16 protein-coding genes are annotated in these 14,812 nt (G+C 73.2%); 12 read left to right on the top strand and 4 right to left on the bottom strand.

All coding sequences use genetic code 11. From position 1 onward, the window contains the following. Window positions 1-7: 7 nt before the first annotated feature. From Phou_RS06810 to Phou_RS06780, 7 genes are all read left to right on the top strand, one after another. Window positions 8-1,687 (top strand): serine hydrolase domain-containing protein, encoded by a 1,680-nt coding sequence (locus Phou_RS06810; RefSeq protein ID WP_173054563.1) that lies wholly within the window; start codon window positions 8-10, stop codon window positions 1,685-1,687. Between the two features lies 1 nt (window position 1,688). Next, the gene (locus tag Phou_RS06805; RefSeq protein ID WP_173054561.1) at window positions 1,689-2,360 is read left to right on the top strand and encodes a response regulator transcription factor; all 672 of its coding nucleotides are present in this window, start codon (window positions 1,689-1,691) and stop codon (window positions 2,358-2,360) included. Further along, on the top strand, window positions 2,357-3,394 hold the full coding sequence (locus Phou_RS06800; RefSeq protein WP_173054559.1) for a HAMP domain-containing sensor histidine kinase: 1,038 nt from the start codon (window positions 2,357-2,359) through the stop codon (window positions 3,392-3,394). The genes Phou_RS06805 and Phou_RS06800 overlap by 4 nt, the downstream gene beginning before the upstream one ends. Window positions 3,395-3,687: 293 nt before the next feature. Then, window positions 3,688-4,296 (top strand): hypothetical protein, encoded by a 609-nt coding sequence (locus Phou_RS06795; protein ID WP_173054557.1) that lies wholly within the window; start codon window positions 3,688-3,690, stop codon window positions 4,294-4,296. Between the two features lie 147 nt (window positions 4,297-4,443). After that, a complete protein-coding gene (locus Phou_RS06790; protein ID WP_173054555.1) occupies window positions 4,444-5,469 on the top strand; it encodes an SPFH domain-containing protein in 1,026 nt (341 codons plus the stop codon). 23 nt (window positions 5,470-5,492) lie between these two features. Further along, window positions 5,493-6,353 carry a diacylglycerol kinase catalytic domain-containing protein gene (locus Phou_RS06785; RefSeq protein WP_246273337.1) on the top strand — a complete coding sequence of 287 codons (861 nt, stop codon included), beginning with the start codon at window positions 5,493-5,495 and terminating at the stop codon, window positions 6,351-6,353. 136 nt (window positions 6,354-6,489) lie between these two features. Then, window positions 6,490-7,128, top strand: coding sequence for a dihydrofolate reductase family protein (locus Phou_RS06780; RefSeq protein ID WP_173054551.1), 639 nt, complete (start codon window positions 6,490-6,492; stop codon window positions 7,126-7,128). 3 nt (window positions 7,129-7,131) lie between these two features. On the opposite strand, the gene Phou_RS06775 is transcribed toward Phou_RS06780, so the two are convergent. Then, window positions 7,132-7,374, bottom strand: coding sequence for a DUF6582 domain-containing protein (locus tag Phou_RS06775; protein WP_173054549.1), 243 nt, complete (start codon window positions 7,372-7,374; stop codon window positions 7,132-7,134). A 9-nt stretch (window positions 7,375-7,383) separates the two neighbouring features. Continuing rightward, window positions 7,384-8,037 (bottom strand): TetR/AcrR family transcriptional regulator, encoded by a 654-nt coding sequence (locus Phou_RS06770; RefSeq protein WP_173054547.1) that lies wholly within the window; start codon window positions 8,035-8,037, stop codon window positions 7,384-7,386. 36 nt (window positions 8,038-8,073) lie between these two features. Here Phou_RS06770 and Phou_RS06765 point away from each other — a divergent pair, with 36 nt between their 5' ends. From Phou_RS06765 to Phou_RS06740, 5 genes are all read left to right on the top strand, one after another. After that, window positions 8,074-8,703, top strand: coding sequence for an FMN-dependent NADH-azoreductase (locus Phou_RS06765; RefSeq protein ID WP_173054545.1), 630 nt, complete (start codon window positions 8,074-8,076; stop codon window positions 8,701-8,703). Window positions 8,704-8,952: 249 nt separating this feature from the next. Continuing rightward, window positions 8,953-9,570 (top strand): hypothetical protein, encoded by a 618-nt coding sequence (locus Phou_RS06755; RefSeq protein WP_246273336.1) that lies wholly within the window; start codon window positions 8,953-8,955, stop codon window positions 9,568-9,570. A 77-nt stretch (window positions 9,571-9,647) separates the two neighbouring features. Next, window positions 9,648-10,418 (top strand): ABC transporter ATP-binding protein, encoded by a 771-nt coding sequence (locus Phou_RS06750; protein ID WP_246273335.1) that lies wholly within the window; start codon window positions 9,648-9,650, stop codon window positions 10,416-10,418. 12 nt (window positions 10,419-10,430) lie between these two features. Continuing rightward, window positions 10,431-12,323: an FtsX-like permease family protein gene (locus Phou_RS06745; protein ID WP_308784481.1), complete on the top strand. Its 1,893-nt coding sequence runs from the start codon at window positions 10,431-10,433 to the stop codon at window positions 12,321-12,323. A gap of 73 nt (window positions 12,324-12,396) precedes the next feature. Beyond that, complete coding sequence (locus tag Phou_RS06740) at window positions 12,397-12,795, top strand: NUDIX hydrolase (RefSeq protein WP_173054537.1); 399 nt, start codon at window positions 12,397-12,399, stop codon at window positions 12,793-12,795. A gap of 991 nt (window positions 12,796-13,786) precedes the next feature. Here the strand turns inward: Phou_RS06740 and Phou_RS06735 are convergent. Continuing rightward, window positions 13,787-14,290 (bottom strand): GNAT family N-acetyltransferase, encoded by a 504-nt coding sequence (locus Phou_RS06735; RefSeq protein ID WP_173054535.1) that lies wholly within the window; start codon window positions 14,288-14,290, stop codon window positions 13,787-13,789. Between the two features lie 5 nt (window positions 14,291-14,295). Next, window positions 14,296-14,805: a phenylacetaldoxime dehydratase family protein gene (locus tag Phou_RS06730; RefSeq protein ID WP_173054533.1), complete on the bottom strand. Its 510-nt coding sequence runs from the start codon at window positions 14,803-14,805 to the stop codon at window positions 14,296-14,298. Between the last annotated feature and the right edge of the window lie 7 nt (window positions 14,806-14,812).

Raw genomic sequence — 14,812 nt, 5'->3', positions numbered from 1 at the left:
CGGCGGCATGAAGAGGCATCTGGCGATCCTGGCCGCGGTGGCGCTCCTACTGCCCGCGGCGTGCACTGAGGACAGTCCACAACCGAGCGAGCCGAGCCGTGGCGGTGCCTGCCCGCGCGAGCTGGACGCGGCGTTCAGCGCGTGGGCGGGCGCCGGGTTCAGCGGCTCGATCGCGGTCGCGACGGGGGAGCGGTTCGACTGCCTCGCGGCGTACGGCTCGGCCGACGACGCCTCCGCCACCCCCAACACCGACGCGACCGTGTTCAGCATCGGCTCGATCACCAAGGCGTTCACGGCCGCGGCGATCTACCACCTCGTCGACGACGGCCGGCTCAGGCTCGACGACCGGGCCGGCGCGCTACTGCCCGAGCTGCGCGGGCCGGTGCGCGAGGCGACCGTACGGCAGCTGTTGCTGCACACCAGCGGCCTGAACGGCACGCACGGCAACGACACCGAGCCGCTGAGCCGCGAGGCGGCCATCGCCGCGATCGGCGAGCTGGAGCTGGTCGCCGCGCCCGGAAAGCGGTACCTGTACTCCAACGCTGGTTACACTCTGTTGGCCCTGATCGTGGACAAGGTGTCGGGTGCCAGCTATCGGGACTACATCGCGTCGCGGATCCTCCCGCTGCCGGACGGCCGGCGGGCGGGCGGATTCTGGGCCGGCAAGCCGGCGGCGCCCGGGCCGAGGGCGGTGGGCTACCTGGACGGCGGCGGCACGGGGGAGCGCGGCGACTTCGCCGGCCCGCACTGGGCGGTGGAAGGCAACGGTGGCCTCGCGATGACGATGAAAGACCTCGCGACCTGGACGCACGCGCTCTTCACCGGCGCGGTGGTGTCGGCCGGCTCCGCCGCGGCCATCGCGAAGCCGGGGCGCGACCTGGGCGGCGGGCGCGGCGAGGCGCCGGGCTGGGTGGCGTTCGACGCCTCGCGGTACGGCGAGCCGTTCCTGGCCACCGCCGGGGGTGGCGGCGACGTCGGGCACAACGCCGTCGTCGTGTGGCTGCCCGGCCAGCGCCGCACGATCGCGATCGCGTCGAACAAGCCGAAGGTCTCCGCCGAGCGGCTGCTGGAGGCGATCGGCCCGGCGCTGGTCAAGGGCAAGCCGCTGCCCACGCCGAGCGCCGAGGCGGTGCGGGGCGACCTCACCGCGGCCGCCGGCACGTACACGCTGGGTACCGGCGGCTCCTTCCGGGTCTCCGCCCGCGACGGCGGCCTCGCCGTCGTCGCGACCGGCACCGACGCGGTGGCCGCGCTCTTCCCGCCCCGCGAGGGAGTCTCGGACGGCGACCTGCGCCGGCACGAGGAGGCGGTGCGCGAGCTGCTGGCCGGGCGCACGCGGGAGGGGCGGCAGGAGCGGGAGGCGTTCGAGTCCGCTTTCGGGCCGATCGAGGGGGTGGCGATGGCCGGCACGACCACGAGCGGCGGCGAGCTGCGCACCTACGTGACGATCACCGGCGGCCGCGGCCCGGTGCTCGGCTGGTACGCGCTGAACGAGGCGGGCGGCGTCGAGGCGGCCGAGGTGCCGGCCAGCGAGCCGCCGACGCTCCAGCTGCTCCCGTCCGGCGAGGGCCGCTACCACCCGGACGACCCGGCCGGCGCGGGCCCAGCGGTGACGGTGGCCTTCGCCGGCGACCGCATGACGGTGACCGGGCCGGCCGGGGCGGCGACCGCGCGGCGGGCGGGCTGACGTGCGCATCCTCCTGGTGGAAGACGACGCCGACCTCGCCGAGGTCGTGGCGCTCGGCCTGCGCAACGAGTCGTACGCGGTCGACGTCGCCGGCACCAGCGGCGGCGCGGAGGAGCACCTCCGGACGACCGCGTACGACGTCGCGTGTCTCGACCTCGGCCTGCCCGACGGCGACGGCCTCGACCTCGTGCGCCGCATCGGCCGGGACCCGGACCTGCACCGCCCCCGCCGTCTGCTGGTGCTCACCGCGCGGGACGGCGTCGCGGACCGGGTCGCCGGCCTCGACGCGGGCGCGGACGACTACCTCGTCAAGCCGTTCCACTTCGCCGAGCTCACCGCCCGGCTCCGCGCGCTGGCCCGCCGCGTGGACGAGCACGGCACCACGCTGCGGGTCGGCGAGCTCGTGCTCGACCTCGCGACCCACCGCGCGTGGCGGGCCGGCGCCGAGCTGGAGCTGACCGCCCGCGAGTACTCCCTGCTGCGATACTTCATGCACCACCCTGGGCGCGTCCTGTCCGCCGAGGAACTGCTGGAGCATGTGTGGGACGCGCACGCCAACCCGTTCACCGCGTCGGTGCGGGTGATCCTCAGCCGCCTGCGCCGCAAGTTGGGCGATCCTCCGCTGATCGTCACGATCGCCGGCGCCGGCTACCGGCTGCGGGACGAGCCGTGACGCGGGTGTGGCGTTCGCTGCGGGTGCGGCTCGCGACCCTCGGCTTCCTCGCCATCTACCTGCCGGCGCTGCTGCTCTTCGGCGTCATCCTGGCGACCGACACCGAGGTCACGGTGGAGACCGGTGAGCCGGCGACCTCGACCCGCCACCTCGCCGGCTGGCCGCTCGCCACGCTGCTCGCGCTCGGCCCGGTGGCCGCCGCGACGGCGTGGTGGTGGGCCGGTCGCGCCGTGCGCCCGCTGCACCGGGTGCGGGCCGTCGCCGAGGACATCGAGGCCACCGACCTGAGCCGCCGTATCGGCCTGGCCGAGGGCCCGGCCGAGGTCACCGCGCTCGCCGCCGCCTTCGACGCGATGCTCGACCGCCTCGAGGCCGCGGCGCGGGTGCAGCGGCACCTCGTCGAGGAGACAAGCCACGAGCTGCGCCTGCCGCTGTCGGTCCTGATGACGAACGCGGAGGTGCTGCTCGCCCACCCGGCACCCACCGTCGAGGTCTACCGCCAAGGGCTCGAACGCGCCAAGGCGGCCGCCGACCGTCTACAGCGGACGGTGGAGGAGCTGCTCGTCGACGCGCGCGGTCGGGCGCGCACCCTCGACCGCCGGCCGGTCGACCTGATGTCCGTCGTGCGCGGCGTGGTCGTGGACGCCGGCGCGGTGGCGGCGGCCCGCGGTGTGACGGTCGCCGTCGCCGGCCCGCCCGCCGTCGTGTGCCGGGTGGACGAGCCGACGGTACGGCGTGCCATCTCCAACCTCCTCGACAACGCGACCCGCCACGCACCGGCCGGCTCCACAGTGGACGTCCACATCGAGCAGGAACCCGATCGGGTGGCCGTCACCGTCACCGACCGCGGCCCCGGCGTACCAGCCGCCGAGCAGGAGCGGATTTTCGAACGGTTCTGGAGCGGCGGCGAGTCCGGCACCGGCCTCGGACTGCCGATAGCCAGCCAGATCGCGCGGGCGCACGGCGGTGATGTCACAGTGACCTCACCCGGCCCGGAAGGCAACGGCTCCGCCTTCCGCATGACCCTGCGCTGACGTCACGCGGCCGATGTCCGCGGCGCGCCCGGCGTCCGGTTCCGGCGTGAAAGCGTTGCGTGGGGCCACAATCCGGTTGTCCGGCGGAATGGCGCGCGGCCCGGCGTCGTTATGCAGGCGGCTCACGGACGAGCGGCGCCCGGTCATGTGACGGCCACCATCCGGCGGAATTACCCGCGAGTAGGGGTCGTTGACAATCCCCGGCGCCGATGTGCGTCCACATCCCCTTTTCCCGAGGCACCCACAAGGTGCTGTGCGCGTGTGCGCATCCCCCTGGATTGGAGTTGTCGAGCATGAACACGATGCTGCGTAAGACGGTTACCGCGGTCGCGGGTTTCGCGTTCGCCGGTGGCGTGCTGATCGGTCCGTCGACGGCCGCGCTTGCTTCGCCGGCGCAGCCGGCTCAGGCGGCGAAGTCGCCGATGGTCGCGGTGGCGCAGGTCGGTTCGGACAAGCCGAGCATGGCGAAGCTGATCCCGCACGGTGTGCAGGGCAAGCAGTCGTACATCGGGCTTTCGGGTGAGCAGGTGACGAACGCGAAGGCGATTATGGCGGCGACGAAGAAGGCTGGCTTGGACGAGCGTGCGGCTGTGGTGGCGATCGCCACTGCGTTGCAGGAGTCCAAGTTGGAGAACCTGGGTCATCTGGGTGAGCTGAACGACCATGACTCGCAGGGGCTGTTCCAGCAGCGGCCGTCGGCGGGTTGGGGTTCGGTGTCGCAGATCACCGATCCGGAGTACGCGACGATCGCGTTCCTGTCCGCGCTGAAGAACGTGGACGGTTGGCGTGACATGCCGCTGACCGACGCCGCGCAGGCGGTGCAGGTGTCGGCGTTCCCGTTCCACTACGCGCAGTGGGAGTCGCAGGCCGCGAAGATCGTGGCCGAGCACTGGAAGAGCTGACCCTCTCCGCATAACCAGACCCCTGGCCGGGCCTCTCCACTCCCCCCGGAGAGAGGCCCGGCCAGTTTCGTATGGAGATTATCGCCACCTTGACGAAAAGTCTCCTCGATGCTTATCGTCATGGCGACGATAAAGAGGAGGGTCGGGATGGCCGACATCACGAGAAGACTGTTCCTGCGGCACCTGCGCGGGGCGCCGACGGCCTACGTGCGGCACGTCGTCCGCGGGCGGGTGCGGCACGAGGGAGTGGGCACGTCGTTCTGGTACCGGCCGCTGAACGCGGTGATCTCCGAGGTGCCGGTCGACGACCGCGAGCTGCCGCTGCTGTTCCACGCCCGCACGGCCGACTTCGCGGACGTGACCGTGCAGGCCACGGTCACCTACCGGATGGGCGACCCGGCGCTGGCCGCCACCCGGCTCGACTTCTCCATCGACCCGCTCCGCGGCGGGTGGCGCGGACAGCCGCTCGACCAGGTCGCCACGCTGCTGGCCGAGTTGGCCCAGCAGCCCGCGCTCGACCTGCTCGCCCGGGTGCCGCTCACCGAGGCGCTGGCTGACATCGCCACCCTCCGCGAGGCGGTGGCGTCGGCCCTCGCCGGTGACCAGCGGCTCGCCGAGATCGGCACGAGCGTGGTCTCGTCGCGGGTGGTCGCGATCCGCCCCGAGCCGGACGTCGAGCGGGCGCTGCAGACGCCGACCCGGGAGTCGGTGCAGCAGGAGGCCGACCGGGCCACCTACGCGCGCCGCGCGATCGCCGTCGAGCAGGAGCGGGCGATCGCGGAAAACGAGCTGCAAAGCAAGATCGAGCTGGCCCGCCGCGAGCAGCAGTTGGTCGAGCAGCGCGGCGCCAACGACCGCCGCACGGCCGAGCTGGAGTCGGCGGCCAAGCTCGTCACCAGCCAGGGGCAGACCGATCGCGCACGGCTCGCGGCCGACTCGGAGCGGGTGCGCGAGCAGGCCCGTGCCGACGGTCTCCGCGCGGTCGGCCTCGCCTCGGCGGAGGCGGAGGTCGCCCGGCTGGCCGCCTACCGCGACGTCCCCGAGTCGGTCCTCTACGCCCTCGCGCTGGAAAAGCTGGCCGGCCAGCTCCCGCAGATCGGTGAGCTGACCATCACGCCGGACGTGGTGACGAAGCTGGTCGGCCGCTTGGCCAACGGGCACGGCGAGCGATGACGCTCCCGCCGCGGGTGGTGACCGTGACGCGCCGCAGCGAGCTTGACGAGCTGCTGGCCCGTCACGGCACCCTCGGCGCGGCCGGGTACTTCCTGCGCCAGCGCGGCCGCGACCTCGCCGAGGTGCGGCGCCGGCACGAGGCGCAGGCGGCCGCGCTGACCACGGTCGGCGCGGCCGTACCACCCGATTGGCGCCGCGGCCACGTCGACCGCGACGACCTGCCGCGCTTCCTCTTCGGACCGGAGGACGTGGTGCTCGCCGTGGGGCAGGACGGCCTGGTGGCCAACGTCGCCAAGTACCTGGACGGCCAGCCCGTCATCGGCGTCAACCCCGAGCCGGAGCGCAACCCCGGCGTGCTGGCCCAGCACCCGCCGGCCGCCGTGGCCGCGCTGCTGCGCCGCGAGCTGCCGGTCGAGCACCGTGCCATGGTGGTCGCCGAGCTCGACGACGGCCAGCGGCTGTACGGGCTGAACGAGGTCTACATCGGACACCCGAGCCACCAGTCCGCGCGTTACGTGCTCGGCACGGCCGGCGGCGACTGCGAGCGGCAGTCCTCCTCCGGCGTCGTCGTCGGCACGGGCACGGGAGCCACCGGGTGGTGCGCGTCGATCGCGCGTGCGCTGGCCGGGGCGCCCGCGCTGCCGGGGCCGACCGAGACCGCGCTGTGCTGGTTCATCCGCGAGGCGTGGCCCTCGCCGGCCACCGGCACCACGCTGACCCGCGGGCTGCTTGCCGGTCCGGAGTGGCTGGAGCTGACCAGCGAGTCGGAGCGGCTCGTCGCGTTCGCCGACGGCCTGGAGAGCGACCATCTGGAGCTGGGCTGGGGGCAGCGCCTGCGGATCGGCCTGGCTGACCGCTCACTCAGCCTCGTGGCGCGCCGCTGACGCCCTGCGGCGCGGCGCGGCGCAGAAACTCGTGCACGATCGGCCAGCCATCCGCCGATTTTCTCCCGCCGCGATGTCCGTTGCCCACCGCCGGCTCCGACGTACCGGGTGAGGATGAGGTCGAGAGGAGAAGACGATGGCCAAGGTGATCGTCGCGCTGACGATGTCGGTGGACGGCTTCATCGCCGGCGCGAACGACGGGCAGGACCTACCGCTCGGCGAGGGCGGCGCGCGGCTGTTCGACTGGTACTTCGACGGTGACCGGCCGATCCGCCCGTACGCGGAGGCGGCCGCGCGGGGAGTGCGGGTGCCGCCGTTCGCGCTCTCCGCCGCCAGCGCCGAGGTGTTCGAAGAACTGGCCGAGTCCGGCGGCGCGGTCGTGACGGGGCGCCGCACGTACGACATCGCCGGCGCCTGGGGCGGCAACGGCCCGGTGCCCGGCGTGCCGCTCTTCGTGGTCACCCACCGCGTGCCGGACAGCGTGCCCAGCGGGGAGAGCGCGTACACGTTCGTCACGGACGGGGTGGCCAGCGCGGTCGAGCAGGCCAAGGCGGTGGCCGGCGACCGGCACGTGAGCCTGATGGGCGCGGCCGCGCCGCAGGCGTGCCTGCGCGAGGGCTTGCTGGACGAGATCCAGATCCACCTCGTGCCGGTACTGCTCGGTGCCGGCGTCCGCCTCTTCGACCACCTCGGCACCGAGCGCGTCGAGCTCGACCTCGTACGGGTCGTCGACGCGCCGGGCGTCACCCACCTGCGGTACCGCGTGGTCCGGTGATTATCAGTTCTTTGACGGCTTGCCGAGCTCTTGCCAGCGCTCCGCGGACATCTCGATGTCGAACTTCTTCGCCGCTCGCTGGATCCGCTCGAACGCCTCGCGGCGCTCCTCGTCCGTCACGTCCTGCACCTGGTCGAAGCGGGCGATCGCGTTGCGGACGTGTGAGGCGTCGTTGAGCGGCTCCTTGCGGACGCGCGGAAACGCGTACGCGCTCTTTGGTAGGTCTGTCCTCTGCTTTGCGGTCATGGCCAGCAACTACCCAGGTGCGGCACAGGCTATGTCTCTGACCAGGGCGCGCATCGCTCCGCGCACCCGCTCGGCGCCCACCTCGGCCACGACGGCGCGCAGGTGCTCGGCGGCGAGCGGCGCGAGCAGCGTGTGGGCGTCGGCGTCCGGGTCGGCGCGGTGGGCCAGCAGCAGCGCCACGTGGCGGTGCCAGAAGCGGTACGCCCCGATCCGGTAGCGCGCGCCGGCCGAACCGGTCTCCGACATCCGGAGCAGGTCGAGGTGGTCCAAGGCGTACGTGAGGTACGCCTCGACGAACGCGGCCAGCCGCTCGCCGCGCGCCGGCTCGTCGCCGGGCCGGCCGGGTCCGAGCGGGGCGGGGCCGGTGAGGATCGCGTCCTGCAGCTCCCGCTCGCGGGCGTCGAGCAGGGCGACGGCCAGGCCCGCCTTGTCGCCGAACCGCCGGAACAGCGTGCCCTTGCCCACGCCCGCGGCCGCCGCGACCGCGTCCATCGACACCGCGGCCACCCCGTGCTCGCGGAAGAGCGTCGCCGCGGCGTCCAGCACGGCCGCGCGGTTGCGGGCAGCGTCGGCCCGCTCGCGGGGCGGTGACGAGCGCAACACGTGCAGCTCGTCCACGCCGCTGGCGGAAACGGACTGCGGTCCGGTAGCGTCCGAAGCCATAACCGGACTGTAGTCCAATTCTGTGGAGGACGCGCGATGACCACCCTTCTGCACATCTCCTCGTCACCCCGTGGCGCCCGGTCCGAGTCCCTCGCGATCGCCGAGACGTTCCTCGAGACGTACCGGGAAAGCCACCCGGACGACCACGTCGAGAGCTGGAACCTGTGGGACGAGGGTGCCCTGCCGCCTTTCGGGCCCGACGCCGCCGCCGCGAAGATGGCGGTCTTCGCGGGCGCGGACCCGGAAGGCGACCAGGCCGTCGCGTGGCGGCGGGCCGGGGAGACGTTCGCGCGCTTCGCCGCCGCGGACCGCTACCTCTTCAGCGTGCCGATGTGGAACGCCGGCGTGCCGTACATCCTCAAGCAGCTCATCGACGTGGTCAGCCAGCCCGGCATGGTGTTCTCGTTCGACCCCGAGCGCGGCTACACCGGGCTGCTGACCGGGCGCAAGGCCGCGGTCATCTACACCAGCGCGGTGTACGGCGAGGGCCGCCCGCCCTCGTTCGGAAACGACTTCCAGGCGCCCTACTTCGGCGGCTGGCTGCGCTGGGCCGGCATCACCGACGTCGAAGAGATCTTCTTCCGCCCCAACCTGGCGGTCGCCGACGCCGACCCCGGGCGGCGGAGCGCCCACGCGCGCGCCCGCGACCTTGCCAAGACCTTCTGACCGATCCCATCCCCGCGTCAACGGGTGGGGTGTTCCGGTGCGTCTGTCAGGGTGTGACGTTCGAGGAGTACGTCCTCACGCGCGGGCCTGCGCTGGTCCGGCTGGCGCGGCTGCTCGTCGGCGACGTGCACCGGGCCGAGGACCTGGTCCAGGACGTGCTGGCCAGGGCGTACCGCGGTGGTCGCGGATCAGCCGCGCCGACCAGCCGGACCTCTACCTGCGGCGCATGCTGGTCAACGCCCGCAACTCGTGGTGGCGGCGCCGAGCGACCACGTCGCCACGCCGACCGCCGCCAGCGTCCACGGCCGGCCCGGCTGGCTCACCCCGCTCGACGCCGAGGGCAGGAGCCACGAGCCGCGCTGGTCGCCGGCCGAGGGCATGGAGGCGTCCGTGCTCGGCGACGGGCTCACGGCGGCGGACACGCTCGCGGTCGCCGAGGCGGTCCGCTTCGACCGCCGTGCCCGCTGCCTCACGCCGGTACGGGTGACGGCGCTGCCACCCGGCGCGAAGCTGATCAGCTGCGGCCTGAGCCCGTCCGTGGTGTACGAGCCGGAGTGGCAGCCCGGCGTGATGCTCCGGTTCGTCGACGGCACCTCCGGCATCGACCTGTTTCTGGGCGGCGACCCCGCGGCGCCCCTCACCTTCCCCGAGGACCTCGTGCCGATGGAAGGCGGCCGGACCGCCTGGGCCGCCAGGGCGAAAACCCTCGTCGTGTACGACCTCGGCGGTGTCCGGGCGCGGGTGAGCGTGCGGGGCAGGTACGGCAGGGCGGAGGCCGAGCTGATCGCGGACGGGCTGGTCCGCGTCCCCGGCGCCGAGCGCGAGCGGCCGGCGACCTGGTCGGCGTCCCTGACGGGTTCGCCTTAGGGGTACCGCCAGCACTACCACGAAGACTCCAGAGGGCGTTACTGTGCCGCGGGCCGGTGGCGGCTGCAATGAAATACGTGGACACGCAGATCACGCAACAGCCTGTGGACGCGCCCGGGGTGACGGCCGCGGCGGTGGAGCTGAGCGGTGTGAGCCGGGTGTACGGGACCCGCGGCGCCGCCGTGCGCGCACTGGACAATGTGGACATCGCCTTCGCGGCCGGCTCGTGGACGGCGGTGATGGGGCCGTCCGGCTCGGGCAAGTCGACGCTGCTGCACTGCGCCGCCGGCCTGGAGAAGGTGACCTCCGGCCGGGTGCGGGTCGCGGGGCGCGACATCACCGACGCGTCCGACGCCGAGCTCACGCGGCTGCGCCGTACCGTGATGGGCTTTGTTTTTCAGAGCTTCAACCTGATCGGCTCGCTGACCGCCGAGCAGAACGTGGCCATGCCGCTGCGCCTGGCCGGGCAGCGGCCGCCGCGGCGGGTGGTGCGCGACGTGCTGGCCTCCGTGGGCCTCGCCGACCGCGCCCGGCACCGCCCCGGCGAGCTCTCCGGCGGCCAGCAGCAGCGGGTGGCGATCGCGCGGGCGATGGTCACCCGGCCGGCCGTGCTCTTCGCCGACGAGCCGACCGGCGCGCTGGACACCAAGTCGGCGCGCACCGTGCTCGGCCTGCTCCGCGCGATGGTCGACAACGGCGGGCAGACGATCGTCATGGTCACCCACGACCCGGCCGCCGCGGCGAGCGCCGACCGGGTGGTCTTCCTCGGCGACGGGCGGGTGGTCGACCGGCTGGAGCGGCCCACCACGCGGCAGGTCGCCGACCTGCTGGCCCGGTGGGAGGAGTAGGTCGTGCTGCGCATGTCATGGAGCACGTTCCGCGACCGGTGGCAGGTCTTCGTCGGCGCGATCGTCACGGTCTGCCTCGGCGTGGCGCTCGTCCAGTCGTCGCTGCTCACGCTCGTCTCCGCGGCCACCGCGGACATCCCGGCGGGCCTCAGTGCCACCGAGGCGCGCGAGCTGCGCGACGGGTACGACGGGGCGGTCGCGCTGCTCGGCATGACGGTGGGGCTCGCGGCGTTCGTCGCGATCTTCATCGTCAGCTCGACGTTCGCCTTCACGGTCGCGCAGCGCCGCCGCGACCTCGCGCTGCTGCGGCTCACCGGCGCGGGGCGGCGGCAGGTGCGCACGCTGCTCGTCGGCGAGGCGCTGCTACTCGGCGCGCTCGGCTCCGCACTCGGCGCGCTGGCCGGCGTACCGGTGATGCGGTTGCAGGGCGCGATGCTGGACGGCTTCGGGTTCGTGCCGGCGGGCTTCGTGGGCGAGTGGCGGTCCTGGGTGCTGTACGTCTCGGCGGGTACCGGCATCGGCATCTCCGTGCTCGGCGTGCTCGCCGCATCGCGCCGCGCGGCCAAGGTGCGGCCGCTGGAGGCGCTCCGCGAGGTCGGCGGCGCGGCGCGGGTGATGACCGCGTCCCGGTGGGTGGTCGGCATGTTCTTCCTGGCCGGGAGCATCGCGCTGGTCGTCCTGGTGTCGGTGCTGGGCGGCGAGGCCGCGCTGCCGCTGTCCATCTTCGTGTCGTTCACGCTGGTGATCGCGTTCACCGCACTGGCCCCGCTTGTCGTGCCGCTGGTGAGCCTGCCGTTCGGGCTGCTCTTCCGCGGCCGGCTGGGCGTGCTGGCCCACGCCAACCTGCGCGCCGGCGTGCGGCGCAGCGCCTCCACCGCCGCGCCGATCATGGTGCTGGTCGCGTTCGTGGTGGGCATGGCCGGCACGATGGCCACCATCACCGAGGCCAGCCGCCAGGAGGTCGCCCGCGACGTCCGCGCCGACCTGGTACTCACCGCGGAACGGCCGATCCGCGACCAGGTGGCGGCGGTGCCGGGCGTCGGCGCGGTCTCCGAGGAGGCACCGGTCACTGTGGACATGGGCCTGGACTACGGCGACGGCGAGCTCACCTACGAGGGCGTCGACGCGCTCGCGGTCGACCCCGCCGGGTACGCGCGGACCCACCGGCTGGCGCCGACCGCCGGTGACCTGGCCGACCTGCGCGGCGCGGCGGTCGCGGTGAGCCCCAGCTACGCGCCCGAGCTGCGCTTCCGGGTCGGTGACACGCTGCCGGTGCGCATGGAGGGCGGCCCGGCGCGGCTTCGTGTCGTGGCGCTGCTGCCGGACACGCTCGCCGGCCCGTTCTTCCTGGTGCCCCGGGACCTGACGGCGGAGCAGGGCCCGCCGCGCTACCTGGTGCAGGCCTCCGACCCGGCGGCCGCCGCGGCCGGGCTCGGGCGGCTCGGCGAGGTGACCACGGCGCGGCAGTGGATCGAGGCGAACGCCGACGAGCAGCAGCGGCAGAGCGTCGACGTGATGGTCGCCCTCCTCGGCATGGCGATGCTGTACACGGTGATCGCGATGGTCAACGCCGTGGTGATCTCCGCCTCCGACCGTCGCGGCGAGTTCGCGGCCGCCCGGGTCACCGGCCTGACCCGCGGCCAGGTGGTGCGCACGGCCCTCGGCGAGGCGCTCGGCGTGGTGGCCATCGGGCTGCTGCTGGGCACGCTCGCGGCCGCCGGCACGGTCGTCGGCATCGCGTTCGCCATCAAGGACATGATCGGGATCAGCGCGGCCAGCCCGCCGTGGGCACTGCTGGGCGCGGTCGCCGCCGGCGCCACGCTGATCGTTGCCGCGGCGAGCGTGCTCACCACGCTCTCGGCGACCCGCACACCGGCGATCCGCCTCGTGGCGGCCCGCGAGTGACGCCGCGGCCGCCGCTCGGCGGCGGCCAGGGGCAGCTCCCGGGCGGCGGTCAGGGGCTGGGCGAGGATGGGGGATGGACGTCATCGACAAGATCGCCTGGATCCATCTCGTGGAGGGGGAGATCCTCAGCACGCGTTCGATAGGCAAGGACGTGTACTACATCCCGGGCGGGAAGCGGGAGCCGGGCGAAAGCGACGTCGACACGCTGGTCCGGGAGATCCGCGAGGAGCTGGAGGTCGCGATCGAGGCGGCGAGCGCCACGCACGTCGGGACCTTCGAGGCGCAGGCACACGGGCACGCCACCGGCACGCTGGTGCGGATGACGTGCTACTCGGCCGGCTACCGCGGCGTCCTGCGCGCGAGCAGCGAGATCGCCGAGCTCGTGTGGCTCACGCACGAAGACCGCCACCGCGTCGCCCCCGTCGACCAGATCATCTTCGACCACCTCCGCGCCCGCGGCGACCTGCGCTAGTGCGGTGACCACTGACGTTTCGGGGTCCGCCCGCGCAGCGGGCGGACCCCGAAACCCTGCGCCCGGCAGGGCCTGGTTCGCCGGGGAACCCGGCGAACCATAGTGGTCACCGCACTAGCAGACGGACCGCGGGTGGCGGTGGTTGATCAGGGAGTTCGTGGGGCGACACGCCGCACGCCACGCCCACCAACTCCCTGATCAACGGCACAAGAGAGGGAGGGGCGGGGCTATAGACCTTTCTCGGTTGGGGTGCGCAGGTCCGTCCACAGTGCAGCACCGCCCGACGCGGCCCGGTGCGGGCGGCGCTCACCGTCGAGATCTCCACGGTCATCCCAAGAGATGTGGGCTACCGCGACGTCCGCGGTGGTCCAGACCGTTGCTCCCGCGGCCTCACCCTCCGCAGTCGCCCAGCTCACCCCCACAAGCGTGCTCCCGCAGACCTACGGGAGTTAGTGCTGTAATAGTGCACCAACCCCCCTAAATTGCGACCCTCACATCGCCTGCCCTTGATCGATGGTCACGGACCGCCAGCACGGTGCTGCCTCACTCACGGGTTCGCCCTCGCGGGCACCCCTCTTTCTGCCCACGGACGGACCGGCTACCCATGGACCAAGGACCGGCAATGGCAGGCCCGGGGTCCCAGGTCTGCGACGAACCCGCGCGGGGCCAGGCCCTGCACAGCCCGGCGACACGGCAAAGCCGTAGCGACCAAGCCCCCTCAGACACCCAGCCCGTGGCAGCGCGCGGCTAACGGCGCTGGCCCGTTGGCGCGCCGCTGGTTCCTGGGCGCATTCGTGCGCCCAGCTTCAGAGCCACTCCCGGCAACCCCATGGGACCGGTCTGCCGGAGCTGGCTCTTCGGGGTGACCGCAACCGAACGCGGAGGGTGAGGCCGCGGGAGCAACGGTCCAGACCACCACGGACATCGCGGTAGCCCGGAACTATCTCAATGTGAATCTGACGTTCGCACTCACCCTGACCGCGAAAGGTGTCTAGAGGGGGCGGCGCATGGAGACGCGGGGCCAGCGGTCCAGGCCGTGTTCGGCCTCGCGGCGGCGGATCTCGCGTAGGCCGGGGGTCGGGTCCTCGACGACCGTGAAGCCCAGGCGGGTGTAGTACGGGGCGTTCCACGGCACGTCGGCGAAGGTCGTCAGCGTCAGTGCCGCCATCCCGCGGGCCTTGGCGTGCGCGGCGGCCTCGTCGATCAGCGTGCGCCCGAGGCCGCGGCGGGCGTAGTCGGGGTGGACCGAGACCTGCTCGATGTGGAGGTCGCCGTCGACCACGTCCGCGATGAGGTACGCGACCGGCGTGCCCTCGTCGCCGTCGACCACCCAGGCGCGGCCGGCCCGCTGGTAGCCGGCGAGCGTGTCGAGTGAGGGCGGCTCGTCGTCGGCGATCTCGGGCATGCCGGCCGTGCGGAAGGCTTCACCGGCGGCGCGTTCGATCTCGCGCAGCAGCGGCAGGTCGGCGGGCGTCGCGGGCCGGCTACTCGCCATTTCGGCTACTCGCCATACAGCTCGGCCTCGGTCACCGGCTGGGCCGGGCTGTCTCGCGTATCGGCCATGCGCATGCGGCGGCGGGCGGAGAAGAGCGACGTGCGGGCGTCGACCACGGGCGCGAACGCGGAGAAGCCGATGGACGACATGTCCAGAAACACCGACTCCATGCCGCCCCTGATGAAGTACGTCTCGTGCCAGAAGCCGGTGCCGGCCATGTCCGACAGCAGGTCGCGCCACCACGAGGCGTGCGGGTCGGTGCGCGCCCACCGCTCCAGGGAGTCGAAGTCCCGCCAGTACTGGCGCATGCCCGGGTGCCGCGGGTCCATGCCCCACATCACCATCTCGTGGCACAACAGGCCCTCGGGCTTGGCCGCTACCGAGGCGCGGATGCGCGGCCCGTACCTGAAGAGGGTGCGCATGCCGCGCAGCGTGTGCGCGCGCATGCCGAGGAGGATCACCACGAGATCGGGGTATCCGCTCAGGTCGGCGGTCTGCCGATGCGGGGCGGGCATGGTCCAA

The sequence above is a fragment of the Phytohabitans houttuyneae genome (assembly GCF_011764425.1).
GTDB lineage: Bacteria > Actinomycetota > Actinomycetes > Mycobacteriales > Micromonosporaceae > Phytohabitans > Phytohabitans houttuyneae.
Note: the sequence above shows the minus strand (reverse complement) of the source record. Positions and strands in the feature narration are given on the sequence as shown.